The organism is Curtobacterium sp. PhB137, from assembly GCF_003814955.1.
In the GTDB taxonomy this organism is placed as follows: Bacteria; Actinomycetota; Actinomycetes; order Actinomycetales; family Microbacteriaceae; genus Curtobacterium.
In genome coordinates this window covers 203405-228077 of the sequence record NZ_RKQO01000006.1, presented here as the reverse complement: position 1 = coordinate 228077, position 24673 = coordinate 203405, and the positions used below count along the sequence as shown (strand labels likewise).

Annotated in this window: 21 protein-coding genes, 1 tRNA gene and 1 pseudogene; 19 read left to right on the top strand and 4 right to left on the bottom strand. The window is 71.2% G+C overall.

Going from position 1 to position 24673, the window contains the following annotated elements; all coding sequences use genetic code 11:
• The first annotated feature begins 7 nt into the window (after window positions 1-7).
• From leuA to EDF28_RS10735, 3 genes are all read left to right on the top strand, one after another.
• Window positions 8-1783: a 2-isopropylmalate synthase gene (gene leuA, locus EDF28_RS10745; protein ID WP_123938272.1), complete on the top strand. Its 1776-nt coding sequence runs from the start codon at window positions 8-10 to the stop codon at window positions 1781-1783.
• Window positions 1784-2057: 274 nt separating this feature from the next.
• Window positions 2058-2924, top strand: coding sequence for a DNA repair protein RecO (gene recO, locus EDF28_RS10740; protein ID WP_123938271.1), 867 nt, complete (start codon window positions 2058-2060; stop codon window positions 2922-2924).
• Window positions 2921-3718: an isoprenyl transferase gene (locus EDF28_RS10735; protein WP_123292559.1), complete on the top strand. Its 798-nt coding sequence runs from the start codon at window positions 2921-2923 to the stop codon at window positions 3716-3718. Before recO ends, EDF28_RS10735 begins: the two co-directional genes overlap by 4 nt.
• A gap of 8 nt (window positions 3719-3726) precedes the next feature.
• Here EDF28_RS10735 and EDF28_RS10730 read toward each other — a convergent pair whose 3' ends face one another.
• Window positions 3727-4677 carry a LysR family transcriptional regulator gene (locus EDF28_RS10730; protein WP_123938270.1) on the bottom strand — a complete coding sequence of 317 codons (951 nt, stop codon included), beginning with the start codon at window positions 4675-4677 and terminating at the stop codon, window positions 3727-3729.
• A gap of 70 nt (window positions 4678-4747) precedes the next feature.
• On the opposite strand from EDF28_RS10730, the gene EDF28_RS10725 reads away from it, so the two are divergent.
• From EDF28_RS10725 to EDF28_RS10710, 4 genes are all read left to right on the top strand, one after another.
• Window positions 4748-5803 carry an aminotransferase class V-fold PLP-dependent enzyme gene (locus EDF28_RS10725; protein ID WP_123938269.1) on the top strand — a complete coding sequence of 352 codons (1056 nt, stop codon included), beginning with the start codon at window positions 4748-4750 and terminating at the stop codon, window positions 5801-5803.
• 107 nt (window positions 5804-5910) lie between these two features.
• Complete coding sequence (locus EDF28_RS10720) at window positions 5911-7296, top strand: glycine--tRNA ligase (RefSeq protein ID WP_123938268.1); 1386 nt, start codon at window positions 5911-5913, stop codon at window positions 7294-7296.
• A 128-nt stretch (window positions 7297-7424) separates the two neighbouring features.
• Entirely contained in the window at window positions 7425-8159 is a 735-nt protein-coding gene (locus EDF28_RS10715; RefSeq protein ID WP_123938267.1) for a DsbA family protein, read from the top strand.
• Window positions 8156-8365, top strand: coding sequence for a hypothetical protein (locus EDF28_RS10710; RefSeq protein WP_123938266.1), 210 nt, complete (start codon window positions 8156-8158; stop codon window positions 8363-8365). Before EDF28_RS10715 ends, EDF28_RS10710 begins: the two co-directional genes overlap by 4 nt.
• Window positions 8366-8484: 119 nt before the next feature.
• Here EDF28_RS10710 and EDF28_RS10705 read toward each other — a convergent pair whose 3' ends face one another.
• Complete coding sequence (locus tag EDF28_RS10705; RefSeq protein ID WP_123938265.1) at window positions 8485-8970, bottom strand: aminoacyl-tRNA deacylase; 486 nt, start codon at window positions 8968-8970, stop codon at window positions 8485-8487.
• Between the two features lie 47 nt (window positions 8971-9017).
• On the opposite strand from EDF28_RS10705, the gene dusB reads away from it, so the two are divergent.
• The 11 genes and pseudogenes from dusB to EDF28_RS10655 all read left to right on the top strand — a co-directional run bounded on the left by dusB (window position 9018) and on the right by EDF28_RS10655 (window position 21873).
• The gene (gene dusB / locus EDF28_RS10700) at window positions 9018-10172 is read left to right on the top strand and encodes a tRNA dihydrouridine synthase DusB (RefSeq protein WP_123292566.1); all 1155 of its coding nucleotides are present in this window, start codon (window positions 9018-9020) and stop codon (window positions 10170-10172) included.
• A complete protein-coding gene (locus tag EDF28_RS10695; RefSeq protein WP_123938264.1) occupies window positions 10169-11512 on the top strand; it encodes a deoxyguanosinetriphosphate triphosphohydrolase in 1344 nt (447 codons plus the stop codon). Before dusB ends, EDF28_RS10695 begins: the two co-directional genes overlap by 4 nt.
• Window positions 11513-11598: 86 nt before the next feature.
• Window positions 11599-13512, top strand: coding sequence for a DNA primase (gene dnaG / locus EDF28_RS10690; RefSeq protein WP_123340415.1), 1914 nt, complete (start codon window positions 11599-11601; stop codon window positions 13510-13512).
• Window positions 13513-14065: 553 nt separating this feature from the next.
• Window positions 14066-15697, top strand: a complete 1632-nt coding sequence (locus tag EDF28_RS10685) for an ABC transporter substrate-binding protein (protein WP_123938263.1) — start codon at window positions 14066-14068, stop codon at window positions 15695-15697.
• An 84-nt stretch (window positions 15698-15781) separates the two neighbouring features.
• Window positions 15782-16090, top strand: a pseudogene (locus tag EDF28_RS19705) (ABC transporter permease); the annotation flags it as partial.
• Window positions 16091-16225: 135 nt separating this feature from the next.
• Complete coding sequence (locus EDF28_RS19700) at window positions 16226-16891, top strand: ABC transporter permease (protein ID WP_395875174.1); 666 nt, start codon at window positions 16226-16228, stop codon at window positions 16889-16891.
• 2 nt (window positions 16892-16893) lie between these two features.
• Window positions 16894-17898 (top strand): ABC transporter permease, encoded by a 1005-nt coding sequence (locus tag EDF28_RS10675; RefSeq protein ID WP_123292570.1) that lies wholly within the window; start codon window positions 16894-16896, stop codon window positions 17896-17898.
• Entirely contained in the window at window positions 17895-19571 is a 1677-nt protein-coding gene (locus EDF28_RS10670) for an ABC transporter ATP-binding protein (protein WP_123292571.1), read from the top strand. Before EDF28_RS10675 ends, EDF28_RS10670 begins: the two co-directional genes overlap by 4 nt.
• Window positions 19572-19746: 175 nt before the next feature.
• On the top strand, window positions 19747-20676 hold the full coding sequence (locus EDF28_RS10665) for an ATP-binding cassette domain-containing protein (protein WP_123938262.1): 930 nt from the start codon (window positions 19747-19749) through the stop codon (window positions 20674-20676).
• Window positions 20673-21674, top strand: coding sequence for a D-isomer specific 2-hydroxyacid dehydrogenase family protein (locus tag EDF28_RS10660; protein ID WP_243692470.1), 1002 nt, complete (start codon window positions 20673-20675; stop codon window positions 21672-21674). Before EDF28_RS10665 ends, EDF28_RS10660 begins: the two co-directional genes overlap by 4 nt.
• Before the next feature lie 126 nt (window positions 21675-21800).
• Window positions 21801-21873 (top strand) — tRNA-Asn (locus EDF28_RS10655).
• Window positions 21874-21979: 106 nt separating this feature from the next.
• On the opposite strand, the gene EDF28_RS10650 is transcribed toward EDF28_RS10655, so the two are convergent.
• Window positions 21980-23398, bottom strand: coding sequence for a glycosyltransferase family 39 protein (locus tag EDF28_RS10650; RefSeq protein WP_123938261.1), 1419 nt, complete (start codon window positions 23396-23398; stop codon window positions 21980-21982).
• A gap of 141 nt (window positions 23399-23539) precedes the next feature.
• Between EDF28_RS10650 and EDF28_RS10645 the strand changes: the two genes are divergently transcribed.
• The gene (locus tag EDF28_RS10645) at window positions 23540-24028 is read left to right on the top strand and encodes a hypothetical protein (RefSeq protein WP_123938260.1); all 489 of its coding nucleotides are present in this window, start codon (window positions 23540-23542) and stop codon (window positions 24026-24028) included.
• Window positions 24029-24087: 59 nt separating this feature from the next.
• On the opposite strand, the gene def is transcribed toward EDF28_RS10645, so the two are convergent.
• Complete coding sequence (gene def, locus EDF28_RS10640; protein WP_123938259.1) at window positions 24088-24663, bottom strand: peptide deformylase; 576 nt, start codon at window positions 24661-24663, stop codon at window positions 24088-24090.
• Window positions 24664-24673 lie beyond the last annotated feature (10 nt).

Sequence of the window (24673 nt, the reverse complement as noted above, 5' to 3'; positions counted from 1 at the left end):
ACGAACGATGCAGAACACGCAGCAGCCCTCCGGGATGCCGATCCACAAGTACGTCCCCTTCCACGAACAGATCTCGGTCGACCTGCCCGACCGCACCTGGCCGACGAAGCGCATCGAGCGGGCCCCGCGCTGGTGTGCGGTCGACCTGCGCGACGGCAACCAGGCCCTCATCGACCCGATGGACGCCGAGCGCAAGCGCGCCATGTTCGACCTGCTCGTCGGCATGGGCTACAAGGAGATCGAGGTCGGGTTCCCGAGCGCCTCGCAGACCGACTTCGACTTCGTCCGCAGCCTGATCGACGAGGGCGCGATCCCCGACGACGTCACCATCCAGGTGCTGACCCAGGCGCGCGAGCACCTCATCCAGCGCACGTACGAGGCGATCGACGGCGCGAAGCAGGCCATCGTCCACCTGTACAACTCGACGTCGATCGTGCAGCGCGAGGTCGTCTTCCGCACCGACGTCCAGGGTGTCGTCGACATCGCGGTGGCCGGCGCGAAGCTGTGCAAGGCGGCCGAGGCGACGCTGCAGCACGACACGACGGTCTACTACGAGTACTCGCCGGAGTCCTACACGGGCACCGAGCTCGAGGTCGCGCTGCAGATCTGCAACGCCGTGCTCGAGGTCTTCGAGCCCACCCCCGACCGCAAGGTCATCATCAACCTGCCGGCCACCGTCGAGATGGCGACGCCGAACGTCTACGCCGACTCGATCGAGTGGATGTCGCGCAACCTCGCGCACCGCCAGGACGTCATCCTCTCGCTGCACCCGCACAACGACCGTGGCACCGCCGTCGCCGCCGCCGAGCTGGGCTACATGGCCGGCGCGGACCGCATCGAGGGCTGCCTGTTCGGCAACGGTGAGCGCACCGGCAACGTCGACCTCGTCGCGCTGGGCATGAACCTGTTCACGCAGGGCATCGACCCGGAGATCTCGTTCGCGGACATCGACCAGGTGAAGCGCACCGTCGAGTACTGCAACCAGCTGCCGGTGCCGGAGCGTCAGCCGTGGGCGGGCGACCTCGTCTACACGGCGTTCAGCGGTTCGCACCAGGACGCCATCAACAAGGGCTTCGAGGCGATGAAGGCCAAGGCCGCGGCCGCGGGCAAGGACATCGACGAGATCGAGTGGGCGGTGCCGTACCTGCCCGTCGACCCGAAGGACATCGGCCGGTCGTACGAGGCCGTCATCCGCGTCAACTCGCAGTCCGGCAAGGGCGGCGTCGCGTACCTGCTCAAGACCGACCACGCCCTCGACCTGCCCCGCAAGCTGCAGATCGAGTTCTCCGGCGTCGTGCAGCGGCACACCGACACCGAGGGCGGCGAGTTCTCGTCGCAGCGCATCTGGGACGTGTTCCAGGACGAGTACCTGCCCGCCTCGACCGACGACGACAAGTGGGGCCGGTACGAACTCACCAAGACGGCGACCTCGAGCGACTTCGACGGCACGACCTCGCTGTCGGTCGCACTCCGCGTCGACGAGGGCTCCGTCACCGCCGACGCCGTGGGCACAGGTCCGATCGACGCGTTCCTCAAGGTCCTCGCCGAGCAGGGCGTCCAGGTCACGCTGTACGACTACTCGGAGCACACGATGAGCGCCTCCGGTGACGCCAAGGCGGCGTCGTACGTCGAGCTCGACGTCGACGGCGTGCGCCTGTGGGGCGTCGGCATCGACGCCGACATCTCGACGGCCTCGCTCAAGGCGATCGTGTCCGCGGTGAACCGCGCGGTGCGCGCCGGTGCTGCTGCCGGCGCCGACTCGCCGGAGCTCGTCTCCGCCTGAGACGCGGCCAGACCGGGAGGCGCGGTGCGGGTCCGTCCTTCACCTGGGCCCACGCCGGCCGGTTCCGGGCCGACGCGCCAGCGGCGGACCGGCCGTGCCCGGTGGGGAGCCTCCCGTCTGTGCCCGGTCCTTCCCCCGTCACGCGCGATGGCAAGTCGAATCGGGCGTACCTGGTCGTTTCTTTCGACCAGGTACGCCCGATTCCGCCAAGTACGCCCCCGCGCGCGCGCTGCGCGCCGCACGCGGTGTCGGCGGGGCAGGGGATACTGGGGGCATGCCGCTGTACCGGGACGAGTGCGTCGTGTTGCGCACCCACAAGCTCGGGGAAGCCGACCGCATCGTCACCATGCTCAGCCGGCAGCACGGCAAGATCCGTGCGGTGGCCAAGGGCGTGCGGCGGACGGCGTCGAAGTTCGGCAGCCGGCTCGAGCCGTTCATGGTCGTCGACGCCCAGTTCTACGAGGGCCGGTCGCTCGACATCGTCACGCAGGCCGAGTCGCTCGGGGCCTACGGGGCGCAGATCGTCGCCGACTACGGCGCGTACACGGCGGCCAGCGCGATGGTCGAGACCGCCGACCGCCTGAGCGAGGCCGACGCCGGGCTGCAGCAGTACCTGTTGCTCGTCGGCGCGCTGCGGTCGCTGTCGCGCGGTGAGCACCACTCCAGCGCCACGCTCGACTCCTACCTGCTCCGCGCGATGAGCATCGCGGGGTGGGCGCCGTCGTTCAGCGACTGCGCGGTCACGGGGGAGCCCGGGCCGCACTCCGCGTTCGTGGTGCAGCTCGGCGGGGTCGTCGCCGACCGGGCTGCGCCTCCCGGCACGCCGCGGCTCGACCCGGCGACCCTCGGCGTGCTCGGCTCGCTGCTCGCCGGCGACTGGGCGAGCGTCGACGCCACCGACGAACGGACGCGGTCGCGGGCCTCCGGCGTGGTCGCGGCCTACGCCCAGTGGCACCTGGAACGATCGCTCCGGTCCCTGCCGCACGTCGACCGCTCGGAGCACCCGCTGCCCGTGCCGCTGACCCATGATGGACCCGAGGCGACAGCACGCGCGGTGGCCTCGACCCCCGCACCCGCCGTCCCCGAGCCCGATCCCGCCGTGGAAGGAACCCGCACCGTGGAAGGAACCCCCACCGCATGAGCCCCCGCCGCCCCGACGACGCCGAGCCGTTCCGCCCGATCGACTGGACCGGTGAGACGCCTCCGGCGATCCCGGCCCGGTTCGTGCCGGACCACGTCGCGATCGTGATGGACGGCAACGGTCGGTGGGCCAACGGCCGCGGGCTCACCCGGATCGAGGGACACAAGGCGGGCGAGGCCTCGCTGCTCGACGTCGTCGCCGGCGGGATCCAGATCGGCGTCAAACACATTTCGGCGTACGCGTTCTCCACCGAGAACTGGAAGCGTTCGCCGGAAGAGGTCCGGTTCCTGATGGGCTTCAACCGTGACGTGATCCGTCGTCGGCGCGACCAACTGAACGAGTGGGGCGTCAAGGTGCGGTGGGCCGGACGGCGTCCGCGGCTGTGGCGGAGCGTCATCGACGAACTCGACCGTGCCGAGCAGATGACCGCGGGCAACGACGTGCTGACCCTGACGATGTGCGTCAACTACGGCGGCCGGAACGAGATCGTCGACGCCGTGCGGGGGATGGCCGAAGAGGTCGCCGCCGGACGCCTCAAGCCGAGCCAGGTCACCGAGAAGGCCCTGGCGAAGCGGCTCTACGTGCCCGAGATGCCCGACGTCGACCTGTTCCTGCGCAGTTCGGGGGAGCAGCGCACGAGCAACTTCCTGCTGTGGCAGTCGGCGTACGCCGAGATGGTGTTCCTGGACCGCCTGTGGCCGGACTTCCGGCGCACCGACCTGTGGGGCGCGATCGAGGAGTACGCACGCCGCGACCGTCGCTACGGCGGTGCGGTCGACGCCCCGACCGCCTGACGCACCCGTCAGCCGGGCAGCGGCCCGTCGAGCAGGTGCGCCGCCGACCGCACCGCGTCCAGGGCCGCACGGACGCTCGGGACGCGCTCGGCCCCTCGGGCGACGACGACCTCGACCCGTCGGGCCAGGTCGTCGTCCACGGGGTCGACCCGGACCTCGGCGGGGATCACCGTCGTCGCGAGCGCCAACCGGGGGAGCAGCGCCACGCCGAGTCCGGCGGCGACGAGCCCCACCACCGCTGCCGCGTTGTCGGTCTCGAGCACGATGTCCGGGGTGAACCCGGCGGTCGCACACGAGGCGAGCAGGTGGCCGCGGCACCGTGGGCAGCCGCCGATCCAGCGGGCGTCGCGGTGCGACGCAAGGTCCACGACACCGGCGTCCGCGGTGCCCGAGCCTCCGGACGGCGTCACCAGGGCGAGCGGATCCCGCCCGAGTGCCCGCGTGACGAGCCCGGGGTCCGGGGCAGACCCGACCTCGTCGCCGACGTAGGTGAAGGTCAGGGCGACGTCGACCTCCCCGCTCCGCAGCAGGTCGAGCGCCTCGGGCGGTTCGACCTCGACGTACGAGGTCGTCACCCCCGGAGCCGTCGACGCCAGCCGAGCGAGCACGGCTGGCACGAGGGCCGAGGACGCGCTCGGGAACCCGGCGAGGCGCACTCGGCCGCGGGTCAGGCCCCCGACGGCGTCGAGGTCCTCGCGCGCGGCGGTCAGCGCGGCCTGCACGTGCAGGGCGTGGTCCGCGAGCACCCGACCGGCGTCCGTCAGGGTGGCACCGCGCCCGCCGCGACCGTCCTGCCCGGACCGCAGCACCAGGGTGTGCCCGAGCCGCCGTTCGGCCCGGGCGAGCAACTGGCTGACCGCGGGTTGGCTCGACCCGAGCGCTGCGGCGGCGCGGGTGATCGACCCACCGTCGGCCACGGCGCGGAGGACCCGGAGCAGCTGGGGATCGATGTCGTCCATCACGCGATGTTATCGGCTGCACAACGAACCCGGCCTGGTGTGATGGAGCACGAGCCGGGACGCTGTCCGCATGGACTCCTTCCCCGCCGGTCGTGGCTACCTCGCGGCGTGCACCGCCGGTCTGCCGACCCGGGCCACGCTCGCCGCCCAGCGGGCCGACCTCGACGCGTGGTCCCGCGCCGAGACCTCGCCGGCCCACTACGGGGCGTTGGTCGAGGAGGGCCGCGCGCTGTTCGCCGCCCTCGTCGGGGTGCCGGTGTCCCACGTGGCAACCGGCTCGCAGACCTCGGTGATGGCCGCGGTCGTCGCCGACGCCCTGCCGGACGGTGCTGAGGTGGTCGTCCCCGACGGCGACTTCAGCTCGGTCGTCTTCCCGTTCCTCGCCCAGGCGCACCGAGGCGTCCGCGTCCGGCACGTCCCGCTCGACCGGCTCGCCGCGTCCGTCGGGCCCGACACCGCCCTCGTCGCGTGGTCCGCGGTGCAGTCCGCCACCGGCGCCGTCACGGATCCTCACCCGGTCGTCGCCGCGGCCCGGCGGGTCGGTGCCCTCACTCTCTGCGACCTCACGCAAGCAGCCGGCGTCCTGCCCGTCGACGCGGCACTGTTCGACGTGACGCTCACGCACGGCTACAAGTGGCTCTGCGCACCGCGCGGCGTCGCCTTCATGACACTCTCCGACACCGCCCTCGGTCGGCTCCGCCCGGTCCAGGCCGGCTGGTACGCCGGCGCGGACGTCTGGTCGTCCTGCTACGGCCCCGACATGCGCCTGGCCGACGACGCCCGTCGCTTCGACGTCTCGCCGGCCTGGCAGGCGTGGCCCGGTGCCGTGGCCGCGCTCGAACACGCGGTCGCGCTCGACCAGCAGGCGGTCTGGAGGCACGCCACCGGTCTCGCAGACCGGCTGTGCGACGCCCTCGGGTCGCCTCGGCAGGGCGACGGGCAGGCGATCGTGACGTTCGCGGACGCCGATGGGTCGGCCCTCCGGGCCCTCACCGCCGCCGGGCTCACCGCGTCGGGGCGTGCCGGGCGACTCCGGATCGCGTTCCACCTGTGGAACGACGAGTCCGACGTGACCGACGTGGCGGCCGCACTGCGCGGGGTGGGGGCGACCACGTCGGCGAGGTGAGCGTGACGGGCGGACGCGGGGCGGGCCTCCCGGCCGACGATCGCCGGTAGTCTTGCCCGGACCGTTTCCGCACCGAGCACCCAGCTCGGCGACCTCTGGAGCACTCTTTGGCACAGCCCACCCGTCTCGACAGCGTCATCGCCCTGGCCAAGCGCCGCGGCTTCGTCTTCCAGTCGGGTGAGATCTACGGAGGCTCCCGCTCCGCGTGGGACTACGGGCCCCTCGGTGTGGAGCTCAAGGAGAACATCAAGCGTCAGTGGTGGCAGCGGTTCGTCCGCGGCCGTGGCGACATGGTCGGCCTCGACTCCGCCGTCATCCTGCCCCGCAAGGTGTGGGAGGCCTCCGGCCACGTCGCGACCTTCACCGACCCGCTCGTGGAGTGCCTGCACTGCCACCACCGGTTCCGCGAGGACCACCTGATCGAGGCGTTCGTCGCCAAGAAGGGCCGCGACCCCGAGGGCCGCATGGCCGAGATCGCCTGCCCGAACTGCGGCACCCGCGGCGAGTGGACCGAGCCCCGCGAGTTCTCCGGGATGCTCAAGACGTACCTCGGCCCGGTCGAGTCCGAAGAGGGCCTGAACTTCCTGCGCCCCGAGACCGCCCAGGGCATCTTCGTCGACTTCGCGCAGGTCGTGACGACCAGCCGGATGAAGCCCCCGTTCGGCATCGGCCAGGTCGGCAAGGCGTTCCGCAACGAGATCACGCCCGGCAACTTCATCTTCCGCACCCGCGAGTTCGAGCAGATGGAGATCGAGTACTTCGTGCCGCCGGCCGAGGCTGGGGAGCACTACGAGCAGTGGATCGCCGACTCGATCGCGTTCTACACCGAGCTCGGCATCGACCCGGAGAACCTCCGCCGCTTCGACGTGCCGGACGGCGAGCGGGCGCACTACTCCGACGCCACCGCCGACATCGAGTACCGCTTCGGGTTCACCGGATCGGAGTGGGGCGAGCTCATGGGCGTCGCGAACCGCACCGACTTCGACCTCAACAACCACATCGAGTCGTCCGGCCAGGACCTGCGCTTCTTCGACCAGGCGGCGAACGAGAAGTACGTGCCGTACGTCATCGAGCCGTCCTTCGGCCTGACCCGTGCGCTCATGGCGTTCCTGCTCGACTCGTACCACGAGGACGAAGCACCGAACGCGAAGGGCGGCGTCGACAAGCGCACCGTGCTGCGACTCGACCCGCGCCTGGCGCCCGTCAAGGCCGCGGTGCTGCCGCTGTCGCGCAACGAGCAGCTCTCGCCGGTCGCCCGCGGCCTGGCCGACGACCTGCGCAAGAACTGGAACGTGGACTTCGACGACGCCGGGGCGATCGGCCGTCGCTACCGTCGCCACGACGAGATCGGCACGCCGTTCTGCATCACGGTCGACTTCGACACGCTCGAGGACAAGGCCGTCACGGTGCGCGAGCGCGACACGATGGCGCAGGAGCGGGTCGCCCTCGACCAGCTGCAGGGCTACCTGGCGCAGCGCCTGCTCGGCGCGTAGGGGTTTCGGCTCCGCAGAACACCGGTGTTCGTGCGTTGCACACCCGCAGTCGGGTGTTCGACCTGCGAACACCGGTGTTCTGCTGCCAGCGGCGGGAATGCGCGCGCAACGTCCGCGTTGGGATCAGCATGAACGACTCCGTGAAGGTCGATGTCTGGTCGGACATCGCCTGCCCCTGGTGCTACATCGGCAAGCGCAAGTTCGAGGCCGGCGTCGCCGCGTTCGGCGCCTCGGCGGACGGCCGCCCGGTCGAGGTCGAGTACCACTCCTTCGAGCTCAGCCCGGACACCCCCGTCGACTTCGAGGGCACCGAGGCCGAGTTCCTGTCGGAGCACAAGGGCATGCCCGTCGAGCTGGCGCAGCAGATGCTCGACCAGGTCACCGGCATCGCGGCCTCGGTCGGGCTGGACTACGACTTCGAGGCCATGCACCACACGAACACCGTGAAGGCGCACCAGGTCATCCACCTCGCCAAGCAGCACGGCAAGCAGCTCGACATGGTCGAGCGCCTGTTCACCGCCTACTTCGAGCGCGGCGAGCACGTCGGCGACGACGCGACGCTGGCCGACCTGGCCGCCGAGATCGGGCTCGACCGCGACGAGGTCCTCGCCACGCTCCGCGACGACTCCCAGCTCGCAGCCGTCCGCGCCGACCAGGCCCAGGCGCAGGCCTTCGGCATCAACGGCGTCCCCTTCTTCGTCATCGACGGCAAGTACGGCGTCTCGGGGGCGCAGGACCCGGCCGCGTTCGAGCAGGTGCTGACGCAGGTCGTCGCGCTGCGCGGGACGACTCCGGACGAGGTCGCCTCGGCGACCGAACGCGCTGCGGACGACGCGAGCGCCGACGTGGCGGCGACCCGATGACGGGCGCGACGGTCACCGTCGGGGGTGGGGCGGGCCTCCCGTCCGCCCTGTCGGTCCCGGATGCGATCTCCGGTCTGGAGGCGCGCCCCGGCCTGCTCACGCTGGTCACGCCCGGCGGTGCGCCGGTCTGCGACGGTGATTCGTGCCTGATCGACGCCGGATCGTTCGCCGGTGCCGAGGGCGACTGGACCGAGGTGCCGGACTGACGGTTCCGTCGGTCGCGCCTCGCGCGCTGCTGGTCCCGCGCCCCCGTGCGGTCGTTGCGCCCCGACTCTGCGGGGCGCAACGGCTGTGCGGGGGCGCGATCCGTCGGTCGCCGGACCGATCAGGCGCGCTGCGGTTCCTCGTCGGTGATGTCGGCGACCGTCGCGCCGTACGCGGCGACGAGGTCGTCGGCGTCGACGAAGGCACTCGCGCCGTGGCGACCGGCGCCGAGGGCGACCCGTCGACCGACGATGCGTTCGTCGGCGTAGACGGGCAGGTCGCCGGTCGCTCCGATGGGCGTGATCGTGCCGCGTTCGTAGCCGGACGCCTGGAGCGCGGTCGCCGCGTCGGGCATCGAGAGCTTGTTCACGCCGACGACGGTGCGGAGCTTCTTCCACGCGATGCTCCGGCCGCCCGGAACGAGCGCGAGCAGGAAGCCGCCGTCGTGCCGCTTGACGACCAGCGTCTTCACGATGTCGCCGGGGTCGATGCCGAGCAGTTCGGCGGCCTGCTGCAGGGAGTCCGCGGCGGGGCGTTCGACGACCTCGACGGACAGGCCGCGGGCCGCTGCGTCGGTGTCGAAGCGGGTGCTGGCGTCGATCGTCATGTGGAGAACGCTACCGGCGAGCACCGACGTGGGAGGATGGACCAGGTATGACGATCACACAAGCCCCAGCACGGCCTCTGCGCATCGGCCCGATCGAGGTCGACGTGCCGGTCGTGCTCGCGCCCATGGCGGGCATCACGAACATGGCGTACCGCCGGCTCTGCCGCGAGTACGGCGCCGGTCTCTACGTCTGCGAGATGATCACCTCGCGCGCACTGGTCGAACGCACTCCCGTGTCGATGCAGCTCATCCAGCACCACGAGTCCGAGACCCCGCGGTCGATCCAGCTGTACGGCGTCGAGCCGAACACCGTGGCCGAGGCCGCGTCGATCCTGGTGGGCGAGGACCGTGCCGACCACATCGACCTGAACTTCGGCTGCCCGGTGCCCAAGGTCACCCGCAAGGGCGGCGGCGCGGCCCTGCCCTGGAAGCTCGAGCTGTTCCGCGAACTCGTCACGAAGACCGTCCGCGCCGCAGGGAACGTGCCGGTCACCGTGAAGATGCGCAAGGGCATCGACGAAGACCACCTGACCTACCTCGACGCCGCCCGCATCGCGCGGGACGCCGGCGTCGCCGCGGTGTCGCTGCACGCCCGCACGGCGAACGAGCACTACTCCGGTCATGCCGACTGGTCGGCGATCGCGACGCTGAAGGAGACCGTCACCGACATCCCGATCCTCGGCAACGGGGACATCTGGTCGGCAGCCGACGCCCTGCGCATGGTCGACGAGACCGGCGTCGACGGCGTCGTCGTCGGACGCGGGTGCCTCGGGCGTCCGTGGCTGTTCGGCGACCTGGCTGCGGCGTTCCGCGGCGAAGGGCTGCGGTACATGCCGACCCTGGGCGAGGTCGCCGACGGGTTCCGTCGGCACGCCGAACTGCTCGTCGAGTTCTTCGGGTCCGAAGACCACGGCTGTCGCGACGCCCGCAAGCACGTGGCCTGGTACTTCAAGGGGTACCCGATCGGCAGCGACGTGCGGTCCGGTCTCGCGCTGTCGTCGAGCCTGCAGGAGATCGACGACCTGCTCGGGCAGCTCGACCGCGACGCACCGTACCCCGGCGAGGGCGCCGAGGGTCCCCGTGGTCGCTCCGGCAACCCGAAGCGCACCGCCCTGCCCGACCGCTGGCTCGAGTCCCGCGACGTCGACAGCGAGTTCCGCAAGGTCCTCGCCGCCGCCGAGCTGCACCACAGCGGCGGATGAGCGCCACCGCCTCGTACGGCCCGGCCGACGCCGAGCGCTGGCTCCCCGAAGAGCACGGCAACCGCCGATCGGACTTCGCCCGCGACCGCGCACGGCTGCTGCACTCCAGCGCGCTCCGTCGCCTCGCCGCGAAGACCCAGGTGCTCAGCCCGACAACCGGGCTCGACTTCGCCCGCAACCGCCTGACCCACTCGCTCGAGGTGGCGCAGGTCGGTCGAGAGCTCGCGGACTCGCTGGGCCTCGACCCCGACGTGGTGGACACCGCGTGCCTGGCGCACGACATCGGCCACCCGCCCTTCGGCCACAACGGTGAGACCGCCGTCAACACCTGGGCCGCCGGCATCGGCGGGTTCGAGGGCAACGCGCAGACGCTACGGCTGCTCACCCGGCTCGAGCCGAAGGTGTACGGGGTGCGGCCTGGGTCGGGCGCCGCTGTCGCTGCCGGCGCTGGCGCGGGGGCTGGCGCTGGCGCTGGCGTCGAGCGTCCCTTCGGGCTCAACCTGACGCGCGCGTCACTCGACGCCAGCTGCAAGTACCCGTGGCCCGCGGCGCAGGGCGTCTCCGAGTCGTCATCGGGTCGGACCAAGTTCGGCTTCTACGACGACGACCACGACGCCTTCGAGTGGCTCCGTGCCGGGGCGCCCCGGCGGCAGCGGTGCATCGAGGCGCAGGTCATGGACCTGTCCGACGACATCGCGTACTCGGTGCACGACTTCGAGGACGCCGTCGTCGCCGGGTTCATCGACGTCGCGGCGCTCGGCGACCGCGTCGGCGAGAACGACATCGTCACCGCGATGCACGCGTGGGTGGGCGACGACCTGAGTCGTGAGGAACTGCTCGAGGCGTTCGACCGCCTCCGGGCCCTGCCGCTCTGGATGACCTCGTACGACGGGTCCCGGCGTGACGCAGCGCACCTGAAGAACCTGACCTCGCAGCTGATCGGCCGCTTCGCGCGGACGGCAACGGCCGCGACCCGTGAGTCCTACGCCTCCGGGTCCCTGGTGCGGTTCGCGGCGTCGGTGGTGACGCCGCCGGAGATCATCGGCGAGATCGCGGTCCTCAAGGGGATCGTGGCGGCGTTCGTGATGACGCAGGGCGACCGGCAGCCCGTGTACGAAGACCAGCGTCGGATCCTGACGGAGCTGCTCGACGCCCTGGCGGCGTCGGGTGCGTCGGACCTCGAGCCCGGCTTCGCCGCCGACTGGCGTGCGGCGTCCGACGACGACGGCCGACTCCGCGCCGTGGTCGACCAGGTCGCGAGCCTGACGGACCAAGGGGCGATCGCCTGGCACCGGCGGTTGGTCGTCGGCGAGCGGGAAGCGGTCCACATCCCGGTGTGAGCGGGGTGCTCCGTCGGCCTCGGTGGTTCGTCCACATCTCGGGGCCGCGGTCGGCCGAGGTCGGTCCCACGAACTAGGATCAGAGGGTGGCTGGCAGGATCGCGCGGAACGACATCGACGAGGTCCGCTCGCGTGTCAACATCGCCGACGTCGTCGGCGACTACGTCACGCTGAAGAACGCGGGCGTCGGGTCGATGAAGGGGCTCTGCCCCTTCCACGACGAACGTTCCCCGTCGTTCCACGTCCGGCCCCAGGTCGGCCGGTACCACTGCTTCGGCTGCGGCGAGGACGGCGACGTCTTCAGCTTCATCATGGCGCAGGACCACACCACCTTCGCCGAGGCCGTCGAGCGCATGGCCGCGAAGATCGGCTTCACCCTGCACTACGAAGAGGGCGACGGGCCGCGCACCGACTACAACACCCGCGCCCGGCTGATCGCCGCCAACGAAGCCGCGCTCGAGTTCTACACGGCGCAGCTCACCACCGCCGCGGCCGACCCCGCACGGCGGTTCCTGGGGGAGCGCGGGTTCGATCCCTCGGCGGCGCAGCACTTCGGTGTCGGCTTCGCCCCGAAGTCGTTCGACATGCTCAAGGACCACCTGCGCGGTCGGGGCTTCACGCTCGAGGAACTCACCTCGGCCGGGCTCGTCAGCCAGGGCGACCGGTCGCCGTACGATCGGTTCCGTGGTCGCCTGATGTGGCCGATCCGCGACGTCACCGGAGCGACGATCGGGTTCGGCGCCCGTCGCCTGCTCGACGACGACAAGGGCCCGAAGTACCTCAACACGCCCGAGACCCCGATCTACCACAAGAGCCAGGTGCTCTACGGGCTCGACCTGGCCCGCCGCGACATCTCGAAGCAGAAGCAGGTCGTGATCGTCGAGGGCTACACCGACGTCATGGCCTGCCACGTCGCCGGCATCACCACCGCGGTCGCCACGTGCGGCACCTCGTTCGGCGTCGACCACATCAAGGTGCTCCGACCGATGCTCGGCGACCTGGCCGGCGCCGACCCGAACGCCAACGGCGAGGTCGTCTTCACCTTCGACCCGGACGAGGCCGGGCAGCGTGCCGCATCTCGCGCCTTCGCCGAGGAACAGCGGTTCGCGGCGCAGACCTTCGTCGCCGTGGCACCCGGTGGCCTCGACCCGTGCGACCTCCGGCTCGCCCGCGGCGACGACGCCATCCGCCGCCTGATCACGAACAAGCGCCCGATGTTCGAGTTCATGATCCGCCGCACGTTGGAGGGCCACGACCTCGAGACGGTCGAGGGCCGCGTCAGTGCCCTCCGCGCCGCCGCGCCCGTTCTCGCCGGCATCCGCGACCGCTCGCTCACGCAGGGGTACGTCCGCGAGCTCGCCGGCTGGCTCGGCATGGACATGCCCGAGGTCCGTCGATCGGTCGAGACCGCGCGTCGGCGTGCGGGGTCGACGGACGATCGGTCAGGAGGCCCGGGGCGCGACGGTCGCGCCGGTCACGCCACCGACGGGGCCGGTGTGGTCGAGGAGCCCGTCGCCGGGATCCGCTCGCTGCCGAACGACCCGATCAGCCGCATGGAGCGCGACGCCGTCATGGCGATGGTGCAGCAGCCGACCTCGGTCGGAGCGCCGCTGCTCGGGCTCGCCGCATCGGCCACGTTCTCGGCGCCGATGCTCGCCGTCGTGCGGGACGCCGTGGTCGCCAACGTCGACGTCATCGGGGCGGGGGACTGGCTCGACCGGTTGCTCGCCGACGTGCCGACCCCCTTGCGCACCCTGACGCACGAGCTGGCCCTCGCGCCGATCCCCGCCCGCAACGCCGAGGACCTCGCCGCGTACTGCCGGAGCATCGTCGTCGCCCTGGTCGAGCGGGACCTGCTCGCCCGCAAGGCCTCGTTGCTCGGACAACTGCAGCGTGCGGACCCGCACGAGCAGGCCGAGCGGCGCGCTGAGATCCAGCGGCAGCTCGTGGACATCGACGCGCAGCGCATGCGGCTCCGCGCCGACGCCGAGGCGTCCTAGCCCCTCCCTCTCGCCGCGCGAGTGTCGGGGCGCCTGCCGCGCGGCCGTGTCGGGCGTCGAGTGGTCGCAAGGCGTCGGCTGGCCGGGGTTCGGCCGACGGGACGTGACCGCTCGGGGTGGGACGGGCGGTGTGTCGTGACCGGTCGGCGGGGGCGAGGGACGGGGCCGACGTGGGGCGAGCCTCCAGGCCGACGGTGTGGCCGCACGACGTGCCGCGTGTCGGGCGTCGAGTGGTCGCAGGGCGTCGGCTGGCCGGCGTCCGGCCGACGGGACGTGACCGCTCGGGGTGGGACGGGCGGTGTGTCGTGACCGGTCGGCGAGCCCCGGACCACCCAGGTTGCAGCGCGCAACTTTCGTGTGCGGCGCGCCGGGTCGATGCGCACGAATGATGCATCACGCGACGGGTGCTTGCATTACAGCGGTGTAAACAAATCGCTCCCGGTTCGATCTGTTCCGTGACAGGGTGATACCAATGAGCGTTCCTGGCCGGGCACACAGACGTACCACCCGCCGGTCCGGACACTTGCACCCAACTTCAAGAGAGGCATCGAACATGGCATCCGTGTTCAAGAAGCGCACAGCCACGTGGGGCAGGCGCGGCATCGCGCTCGGCGCCGGAGCAGCAGCGACGGCGCTGGTGCTGACCGGCTGCGCGAGCAGCAGCGTGAGCGACACCGAGCTGAACGGCCTGAGCATCGGGACGACGGACAAGATCACGTCCCTCGACCCGGCCGGCTCCTACGACAACGGCTCGTTCGCCGTGCAGAACCAGGTCTTCCCGTTCCTGATGAACACGCCCGTGGGCAGCCCGGACGTCGAGCCGGACATCGCCACGAAGGCGGAGTTCACGAGCCCGACCACGTACGAGGTCACCCTCAAGGACGGCCTCGAGTTCGCGAACGGCAACAAGCTCACCTCGAGTGACGTTAAGTTCTCGTTCGACCGTGAACTCAAGATCAACAACGAGAACGGCCCGCAGTCGCTGCTCGCCAACCTCAAGAGCATCGACACCCCGGACGACACGACCGTGGTGTTCAACCTCGACCACGCCGACCAGACCTGGCCGCAGGTGCTCTCGAGCCCCGCCGGCCCGATCGTCGACGAGGACGTCTTCAGCGCGACGAAGCTCACCAGCGCCGACGACATCGTCAAGGGCAAGGCGTTCGCCGGGCAGTACCAGATCAGCTCCTACAAGGAGAACCAGCTGATCCAGTACAAGACGAACCCGAAGTACGACGGCCTGCTCGGCAAGGCGAAGACCTCCGAGGTGACGGCCAACTACTACACCAAGGAGACCGACCTCAAGCTCGCCGTGCAGCAGGGCGACGTCGACGTTGCGTACCGCTCCCTGACGCCGACCGACATCTCGGACCTGCGCAAGGACGACAAGCTCAAGGTCACCGACGGCCCCGGCGGCGAGATCCGCTACGTGGTCTTCAACTTCAAGACGCAGCCGTTCGGCACCGGTCAGGACGACGCCGACGAGGCGAAGGCCCTCGCCGTGCGACAGGCCGCCGCCGACGTGGTCGACCGCGCCGCCCTGGCGAAGGAGGTCTACAACGACACCTTCACGCCGCTGTACTCGATGGTGCCGGACGGCCTCACCGGTGCGGTCCAGCCGTTCAAGGACATGTACGGCGACGGCGACGGTGGCCCCGACGTCGACAAGGCGAAGAAGACCCTCGCCGACGCCGGTGTCTCCGGCAAGGTGCAGCTCGACATCCAGTACGCGCCCGACCACTACGGTTCGGCGTCGGACGACGAGTACGCGCTGCTGAAGACGCAGCTCGAGGACTCGGGCCTGTTCACCGTCAACATCCAGTCGACGGTCTACACGACCTACGCCCAGGAGCGCACCAAGGACGCGTACCCGGAGTACCAGCTCGGTTGGTTCCCGGACTTCTCCGACGCCGACAACTACCTGTCGCCGTTCTTCACCAAGGAGAACTTCGTCCAGAACCACTACGACGACTCGGTCATCCAGGACCTCATCGCGAAGGAGCAGGCGGAGTCCGACCCGGACAAGCGTGCCGACCTGATCGAGCAGGCCCAGGAGCGCGAGGCATCGCAGATCTCGACGCTGCCCCTGCTGCAGGGCAAGTCCGTCGCCGTCGCCGGCAAGGACGTCAAGGGTCTGACCCTCGACGCCTCGTTCAAGTTCCGGTACGCCACCCTCAGCAAGTAGCACCACGCCCCTCGCGCAGGCCGCGGGCGTTCCCACGAGGAACGCCCGCGTGCCTGCGCACCGGCATGAAAGGCACCCCTCCCCGTGACCCTGAGCACCCCAGAGGCGACCCAGGACGTGAACGGCACCGATCCGACCAAGCCACAGGCACAACGTCGTGCCAAGAGCAGTGGCGGCGGACTCGGCCGGTACGTCCTCGTCAGGTTCCTCCTCATCATCCCGACCGTCTTCATCCTGGTGACGCTCGTGTTCTTCCTGATGCGCGTCATCGGGAACCCGATCACCGCGTCGGTCGGCGGCCGACTCACCCCGACGCAGCTGCAGGAACGCCTGCACGCCGCCGGGTACGACCGTCCCGTGCTCGTGCAGTACTTCGAGTACCTCGGCGGCATCCTGCGCGGTGACTTCGGCAACGCGTCGACCGACAACCGGCCGATCACCGAGATCATCCTGCAGTACGGCGGCGCGACCGCCGAGCTCGTCTTCTACGCCCTCGTCGTCGCGCTCGTGCTCGGCATCCCGCTCGGCATGCTGGCCGCGTACACGCGCGACAAGTGGCCCGACGTGCTGCTCCGTGCCCTCGCGATCCTGACGTACGCGACCCCGGTGTTCTTCGGCGGTCTGCTGCTCAAGCTCGTCTTCTCGGTGTGGCTCGGTTGGCTGCCGCTCGGCGACCGCGCGTCGACCAGGGTGGAGCTCATCCTCGACGGCATCCCCGGCGCGAGCGGCATCTACATCATCGATGCACTGCGGACCGGCAACGCGGCGGTCATCGGCGACGTGCTGCAGCACGCCGTCCTGCCGGCGCTGACCCTCGGACTGCTGACCGCCGGCATCTTCCTGCGCCTGGTGCGCGCGAACATGATCGGGTCGCTCGGCTCCGAGTACGTCGACGCGGCCCGCTCCCGCGGTGTCCGCGAGTCGCGGCTGGTGCGGACGCACGCGTTCCGCCCCGCCCTCGTGCCGATCATCACGGTCATGGGCCTGCAGATCGCGATGCTGCTGGGCGGTTCGGTCCTGACCGAGACCACCTTCGGGTGGCGCGGCCTGGGCTTCGAGCTCAACCAGTACCTGTCGGCCCGTGACTTCGTCGCGGTCCAGGGCATCGTCGCGATGCTGGCGGTGATCGTCGCGGTGACCAACTTCATCGTCGACGTCGTCGCCGCCCTGATCGACCCGAGAGTGAGGTTCTGACGATGGCCGACACCACCCTCGTCGACCGCCACGAGCCGCTCTGGAAGCGGCTGCCCGTGGTGGTCCAGCTCCGCAAGAGCACCGGCTGGCAGCGCGCCATGCTCATCGTCGGCGTGGTCATCTGCGCCCTGTACCTGCTCGTCGCGGTCTTCGCGCCGCTGCTGGCCCCGTACGGCTTCGGCCAGCTGCAGGGCGCGGACGGCGAGAGCTTCCCGCGCACGGGCGCACCGAGCGCCGAGCACATCTGGGGCACCACCGTCGGCGGGTTCGACGTGTTCAGCCGGGTGGTCTACGGCGCCCGGACGGCGGTCCTCGTCGTGATCGTCGCGGTCGTCGTGTCGATCATCGTCGGCGTGCTGCTCGGGCTGGTCTCCGGCTACCTGGGCGGTTGGCTCGACCGGGTCCTCGTCGTGGTCGCCGACGCGATCTACGCGTTCCCCTCGCTGCTGCTCGCGATCGTCGTGTCGATCGTGATCTCCGGCGGCAACTCGAGCTACTCGGGCGGCATCATCGCGGCGGCGATCTCGATCACCGTCGTCTACGTGCCGCAGTACTTCCGGGTGGTCCGTGCCGAGGCCGTGCGTCTGAAGAACGACGCGTTCGTCGAGTCGGCGCGCGTGATGGGCACGAACCCGTGGCGCATCATGACCCGCCACGTGCTGCGCAACTCGACCAGGTCCCTGCCGCTCATCCTGACGCTCAACGCCAGCGACGCGATCCTGACCCTGGCCGGCCTCGGCTTCCTCGGGTTCGGCATCGGTCCGACGTCCGGCGCCGAGTGGGGCTACGACCTCAGCCGTGCGCTGTCCGACGTCGCGAGCGGCGTCTGGTGGACCGGTGTCTACCCGGGTGTCGCGATCGTGGTGCTGGTGCTCGGTGTGACGTTCATCGGCGAGAGCCTCAACGACATCTCCGACCCCCGTCTTCGTGCGCGCCGACGGCTGAAGCAGCTGGTGTCCACGCGCGACGCGCGCAACACGGCCACCGCGGAAGGATCGGGCGCATGACGACCGACACCGAGAACGCACCCGTGGTCGTCGTCGACGACCTCACGGTCACCTTCGCCACCGACGGCGGCGCGGTCGACGCGGTGAAGGGCGTCAGCCTCGACGTCCGCCCCGGCGAGGTCCTCGCCCTGGTCGGCGAGTCCGGCTCCGGCAAGTCCGTCACGGCTCGCGCCATGCTCCGGCTCATGCCCGAGACGGCGACGCTCGGCGGCGCGGTGCTGCTCGACGGCACCGACGTCGTCACCGTCGGCGCGCAGAAGCTCCGCAGCCTGCGGGGGACCGCCGGTGCGATGGTCTTCCAGGAGCCGTCGACCGCCCTCAACCCGGTCTTCACGGTCGGGTGGCAGATCGCCGAGGGGCTCCGCGCCCACGGCGGCATGTCCAAGAAGGAGGCGCGGGCGAAGGCCATCGACTACCTCGGCCGCGTCGGCATCCCCGACCCCGAGACCCGCGTCGACCACTACCCACACCAGTTCTCCGGCGGCCAGAAGCAGCGTGTCGTCATCGCGAGTGCCCTGGCCCTCGAGCCGTCGGTGATCATCGCCGACGAGCCGACCACGGCGCTCGACGTCACGGTGCAGGCCGAGATCCTCGACCTGCTCCGCCGCTGCCGCGACGAGTTCGGCACGGCGATCGTGATCATCACGCACAACATGGGTGTGGTGGCCGACCTGGCCGACCGCGTCGCCGTGATGTACCAGGGCGAGATCGTCGAAGAGGCATCGGCGACGGACCTGTTCGCGCGTCCGCAGGCCGACTACACGAAGCGGCTGCTCGCCGCCGTGCCCCGGCTCGAGGCGTCGACGGGCACCGCCCGCCGTGCCGCGATCACCGAGGACGTCACCCCGCTGGTCGAGGCGAAGGGGCTCGAGATCGAGTACCCCGGCCGCCTCGGTTCGCCCGCGTTCCGTGCCGTGAAGGGCGTCGACCTGGCGATCCGTCCCGGCGAGGTCCTCGGCTTGGTGGGGGAGTCCGGCTCCGGCAAGACCACGATCGGTCGCGCCATGGCCGGGCTGACGAAGGTCACCGGCGGCTCGCTGAAGGTCCTCGGCGCCGAGATGCTCGGCTACCGGGAGCGCGACTTCAAGCACCTGCGCAAGGACATCGGGTTCGTGTTCCAGGACCCGGCGACGTCGTTCAACCCGCTGCTCACGATCGCCGAGTGCGTCGCCGAGCCGCTGGTCGTCCACAAGGAGGTGTCGAGCCCGCGTGCGGCCCGTAAGCGCGTCGACGAACTCCTCGAGGCGGTCCAGCTGCCGAAGGCGTACGGGGACCGCTACCCGCACGAGCTCTCCGGTGGGCAGCGCCAGCGCGCCTCGCTCGCCCGGTCGCTCGCGCTCCGGCCGAAGCTGCTCATCGCCGACGAGCCGACGAGTGCGCTCGACGTGTCGGTGCAGGCCCGCGTGCTCGAGCTCTTCCTCGAGCTCCAGCAGGACCTGGGCTTCGCGTCGCTGTTCATCAGCCACGACCTGGCGGTCGTGGGCGCGCTGTCCGACCGGATCGCGGTGCTGTACCGCGGCGACCTGGTCGAGGTGGGCACGACGGCGCAGGTCCTCGGCGCCCCGCAGCACCCGTACACGCAGCGCCTGCTGGCGTCGCTCCCGGTGCCGGACCCTGCGGAGCAGGCCGAGCGACGGCGTACGCTGGAGCAACTGGAGAACGTCGGGTCCTGACCCGATGCGACCCGCGTCTGGTCTCGACCCGGCGCGACCCGTCCAGGAGGCCCGTCCAGCGTCGTCGACGCACGCCGGGCCTCCTGGACGGTCGCCTCCACAGCTGTACGCACGACGGTCCTGCCAGCGCGGTCCGTCGCGAACCGCCGCCAGGGGGCGGCGTGGAAGGGGACCCATGATCGCGGTCAACGGACCGGCGGTCGTCGCGGACGACGTGTCGATCGAGTACCGGGGCGGACGGGGGTCCGAGTCGATCCGAGCGGTCGACGGGGTCAGCCTGACGGTGCGGCAGGGCGAGATCCTCGCACTGCTCGGTGAGTCGGGGTCGGGCAAGTCGACCTTCGCCGCCGCGATCGCGGGGCAGCTCGGGTCGCACGGCGAGGGTGACGGTGCGCTGCGCCGGCACATCGTCGGAGGCGAACTGACCGTCCTCGGCCAGAAGACCCGCGGGCTGCGCGGTTCGTCCCGCAAGCTCGAGCGGCTGAGCGGCCGGATCGGCTACCTGCCGCAGGACGGCGCCGATCGGCTCAGTCCGGACCTCACCGTCGGCGAGGCCATCGCCGAACCGATCTACCAGCGCGACCGCCGCTTCGACCGCAAGGAAGCGGGCATGATCGTCGCGCGCCTGGTCGACGCCGTGCACCTGCCGCTCGGCGTGATGCGGCTGAACACCTGGGAGCTCTCCAGCGGGCAGCGGCAGCGTGTCGCCCTGGCGCGGGCCCTCGTGCTCGAACCCCAGCTCCTGGTCGCCGACGAACCCGCCCGCGGCGTCGACGTGCTCGTGCGCCAGTCGGTGCTCGAGGCCCTGGCGACCCTGCAGCGCAACCGGCAGTTCTCCGCCGTCGTGGTGTCCAGCGACCTGCGCGAAGCCGGCGCCCTGGCCGACCGCGTCGCCGTGATGGCCGATGCCCGGTTGGTCGGCCTCGGCACCTTCGACGAGGTCCTCGACAACCCCGTCGACCCCTACGTCAAGACCCTGGCCGCGACCGCGGCCCGCGGCGTGAAGCGTCGCCCGGCACCCACCGCCCCGCGCCGCTCGACGGCGCCACGCCGACCGGTCGCCGCCGGCACCGGCCCCCGCACGGACCGACAGGAGAACCCGTGAGCACCGCCACCCGAGGCCACCGCGCCGTCGTCCCCACCTCCGGCGCCCCGCTGCCGATCGACGCACCGCAGTCCGGCCCCGTCGCCGTGCTGCCGGAGCCGACCGACCTGCACGTCACCGCCGTGACCGAGGCCGGCGGGACCGTCGCGCCGCTCGACGCGGACACCCGCGGGCTCGTCTGGCTCGACCCCCGCGACCCGTCCGGCCTGGCGGACGCGCTCGACGCCGCACCGGGGATCGGCTGGGTGCAGCTGCCGTTCGCCGGGGTCGACGCCTTCGCACACCTCATCCAGGAGCACGGGGACCGTGTGCTCTTCACCTCGGCGAAGGGCGCGTACGCGGAGCCCGTCGCCGAGCACGCCCTGGCACTGACGCTCGGGACGCTGCGGGTCCTGCAGAAGCGTGCCCGTGCACACTCGTGGGCCACCGAGCCCGAGGGTGTGTCGCTGTACGGCCGGAACGTCGTCGTCATCGGCGCCGGCGGGATCGCGCTCGAGTACATCCGCCTGCTCGCCCCGTTCGACGTCGACGTCACCGTGGTGCGTCGCTCCGCCGACCCGGTGGCCGGCGCATCGCGCACCGTCACCACCGACCAGCTCGACGAGGTCCTGCCCGACGCCGACGTCGTGATGATCGCAGCAGCCATGACCTCGGGCACCGCGAAGCTCTTCGGCGAGCGGCAGTTCGCGATCATGAAGCCGTCCGCCCGGCTCGTCAACATCGCCCGCGGGGGACTCGTCGACACCGACGCCCTGGTCGAGGCCCTGCGCACCGGTGCGATCGCCGCCGCAGGGCTCGACGTCACCGACCCCGAGCCGTTGCCGGACGGCCACCCGCTGTGGTCCGAGCCCGGCGCGGTCATCACGCCGCACCAGGCCGACACCCCGGAGATGGTCGCGCCGCTGCTCGCCGAGCGGGTGCGACTCAACACCACGGCGTTCCTCGACGGCAGCGGCGAGGGCTTCGTCGGCGTCGTCGACCCGGTCGCCGGGTACTGAGGAGCAGCGCTGCACCGGGGCCCGCAGCGCGGCGCGCCCGGGCGGCGTGTCCGATGCGGTGAGGGGCCCTGCGGTGCTGCTATGCTGTTACCCGTTGTTCGCACGACATTCGCCAGCGAACAGTGATCCTCGATAGCTCAATTGGCAGAGCAGCCGGCTGTTAACCGGCAGGTTGTTGGTTCGAGTCCAACTCGGGGAGCGTCTGGCCCGGATCCTCACGGATCCGGGCCTTTTGCGTTTCCGGCGCGGTGCCCACGGCCGCGCGGCCGCGCGCCGCGCGGCCGCGCGCCGCACGGGCGCGCCGGTCAGGACGCGGGGGTGCTCGGCTCGATGTGCAGCGTGCCGTCGCGGTTGTTGTCGTCGATCGTGCCGGTCTTCGGCACGTAGACGTCGAGGTAGTCGAGCCGGAAGTGGTCGAGCTGATCGGCGTACTCGGACAGGAACTCCGTGACCTGGTGGGGCATGGCCCGACGGTGGTCGTGGCCGACCACGATCGCGTCGAACGGTCCGTACTGCGGCTTCTGCGTGCCCCGGTCGGGCAGGTAGATCCGCCAGGTGTTCGCACTGAAGCGGGCGAACAGCACGCCCTCGGAGTCCTTGCCGCGCACGTGCAGGGCGTCGGAGAGCAGGGCGATGCCGCTCGGGCGGGACTGCGCCACCGCGACCCCGAGCCGCACCGCCGGCACGAGCAGGCAGGCGACGAGGACGGCCGCCGCGATGCGTCCGACGGGTGGCCGCACCGATGCCAGTCGGCCGTACCCGATGGCGGCCAGGGCGATGATCAGCGGCATCCAGGCGTCGTAGTAGTACGGGAGCGAGACGTTCGCGACGATGACGTAGAAGACGAGGAAGACACCGAGCGCGATGCCGAGGAACGCGACGAGCCGGTCCGGCCGGATCGCCAGAGCGCAGGCGACGCCGACGACCAGCACCGTGAGCAGCAACCAGCCGGTGCCCGCCGCCAGGAACGCGAAGTTCGCCCACCACGGCGCCTGGGGGTAGATCGTGCCGAGGATCGTCGTCGGGTGTCCGTGCGCGTTCTGCTGTGCCTGGAACTTCAGCATGTGTCCGATGGCGGTGAAGAGCCCCACCGGCAGGTACAGGAGCACGAAGACCACCACGAACGCGACGCCGCCGTACAGTGCGCCCACGCCCAGGTCGCGCCAGCGGCGGAACAGCAGCGGCAGGGCGCCGATCGCGAGCACGAGCACGGCGGTCGAGACCTTCGACGTGACGGACATCGCGAGCAGCGCCCCTGCTGCGGCGATCCACCACCGGTTGCCGGTGCGCATCCAGGTCCACGCGGCGGCGAGCGAGGCGATCGCGAAGAAGACCATGAGGGGCTCGAGCATCGCGAAGCGGTCGATCCGCGCGCCGATCACCGAACCCGCCTCGGCCCACGACGCACCGGACCCGCGCGGCGTCAGCCACCACGCACCGGCGGCGAGGAGCCCCGTCCAGAAGCCGACCTCGCGGCGCAACCAGACGAACAGGACCACGCCGGTGCCGAGCATCGCGGCCGCGGCGACCAGGCGGGGCCCGAGCGGCCCCTGTCCGACGACGAGCTGCGCGATGCCGTACAGGTACTTCGCCGTCGGCGGGTGCTCGAGGTTGAGCGAGAAGTTGCCGTGCACGTACGCCCAGCTCGCCCGGAGGTAGACGAACTCGTCGTTGACGATGGTCGGCCGGCCGAGGTGCCAGAAGGCGACGAACAGGGCAGCCACGGCGACGACCACGAGGGCGGCGACGCGGACGGGGCGGGAGTGCAGGCGGGGGATGAGGACCTCCAGGGCGGGGCGTGCCCGACCATCATCGCAGGAGCGACCGTGCGGGTCCTGCCGGGCAGTTGCTGTTAGCGTTCACAGGTGCACCGATCCCGTCCGCCCCGCGCCGTGCTCCTCGGCGTGCTGCTCGCGGCGGTCATCGCGCCCGTGCTGGTCGGATGCAGCGGTGCCGGACCCTACACCGACTCGTCAGAGGAGCCCACGAGCTCGGAGACCGGGCTCGGGTCGGGTGCCTCGCCGGTGGTGTTCGCCTTCGTGTGCGACGACGGCGACCGCGAGACCTACACGACCTACTCGGCGGTGTGGGAGGACGAGCGGACCTCGTGCACCGCGAAGCGGCTCACGGGCTCGGTGCCGTCGACGCAGCAGCAGGCCGCTGTCGACGCGACCCGGGGCGACGCCACCCTCGTCGAGCTCGCGAGCACCTGCGCCGTGACCGGCACGGACCCGTGGACGTCGGCCGTGGCCGACGACGGCGCAGCGCACCTCGCCGCCGGCCTCCTGCAGTACTGCCCGGGGCACCCGGAGACCGACCACCTGCGCGACGCGCTGACGACGTACCGGAGCTGAGCCGGGCCTCCCGGCCGTCAGCCGACCACGGCAGGCGACGCGCGGGCCGGACCGACCCGTCAGCCCTCGGGGTGGTCGCGACCCGGTAGCCACGACTGGCCGGGGCCGCCCCAGCTGTTCTTGCGGATGGCCTTGGCGACCTGCTTGGCGTAGGGGTGCGCCAGGCGGTCGGCGTAGAGCCAGCCGTCCAGGTGGTCGTACTCGTGCTGGAAGATGCGTGCGAGCCATCCGTCGGCCCGGACCTCGAACGGTTCGCCGTGCTCGTCGAACGCCCGGAGCAGCGCGCTGCCGGAGCGGCGCAGCGGGAAGCGCTCGCCCGGCACGGACAGGCAGCCCTCGGACTCGTCGTCCTCGTCGAGCTCGTCGACCGACTCGGGGACCGGCGGGCTGATCCAGAGGACCGGGTTCACGGCCGCGGCGCGGTGCAGTACGTCGTCGTCGTCGGTGTACGAGTACACGAACAGGCGCTTGCCGACGCCGACCTGGGGTCCGGCCAGCCCGACGCCGGGGGCGAGGTCCATGGTCTCGAACATGTCGGCGACGAGGGAACGGAGGTCGTCATCGAACTCGGTGACCTCGGCTGCACGCTCGTGCAGGACGGGTTCGCCGGTGATGCGGATCGGGAGAACGGCCATTCACCCAGGT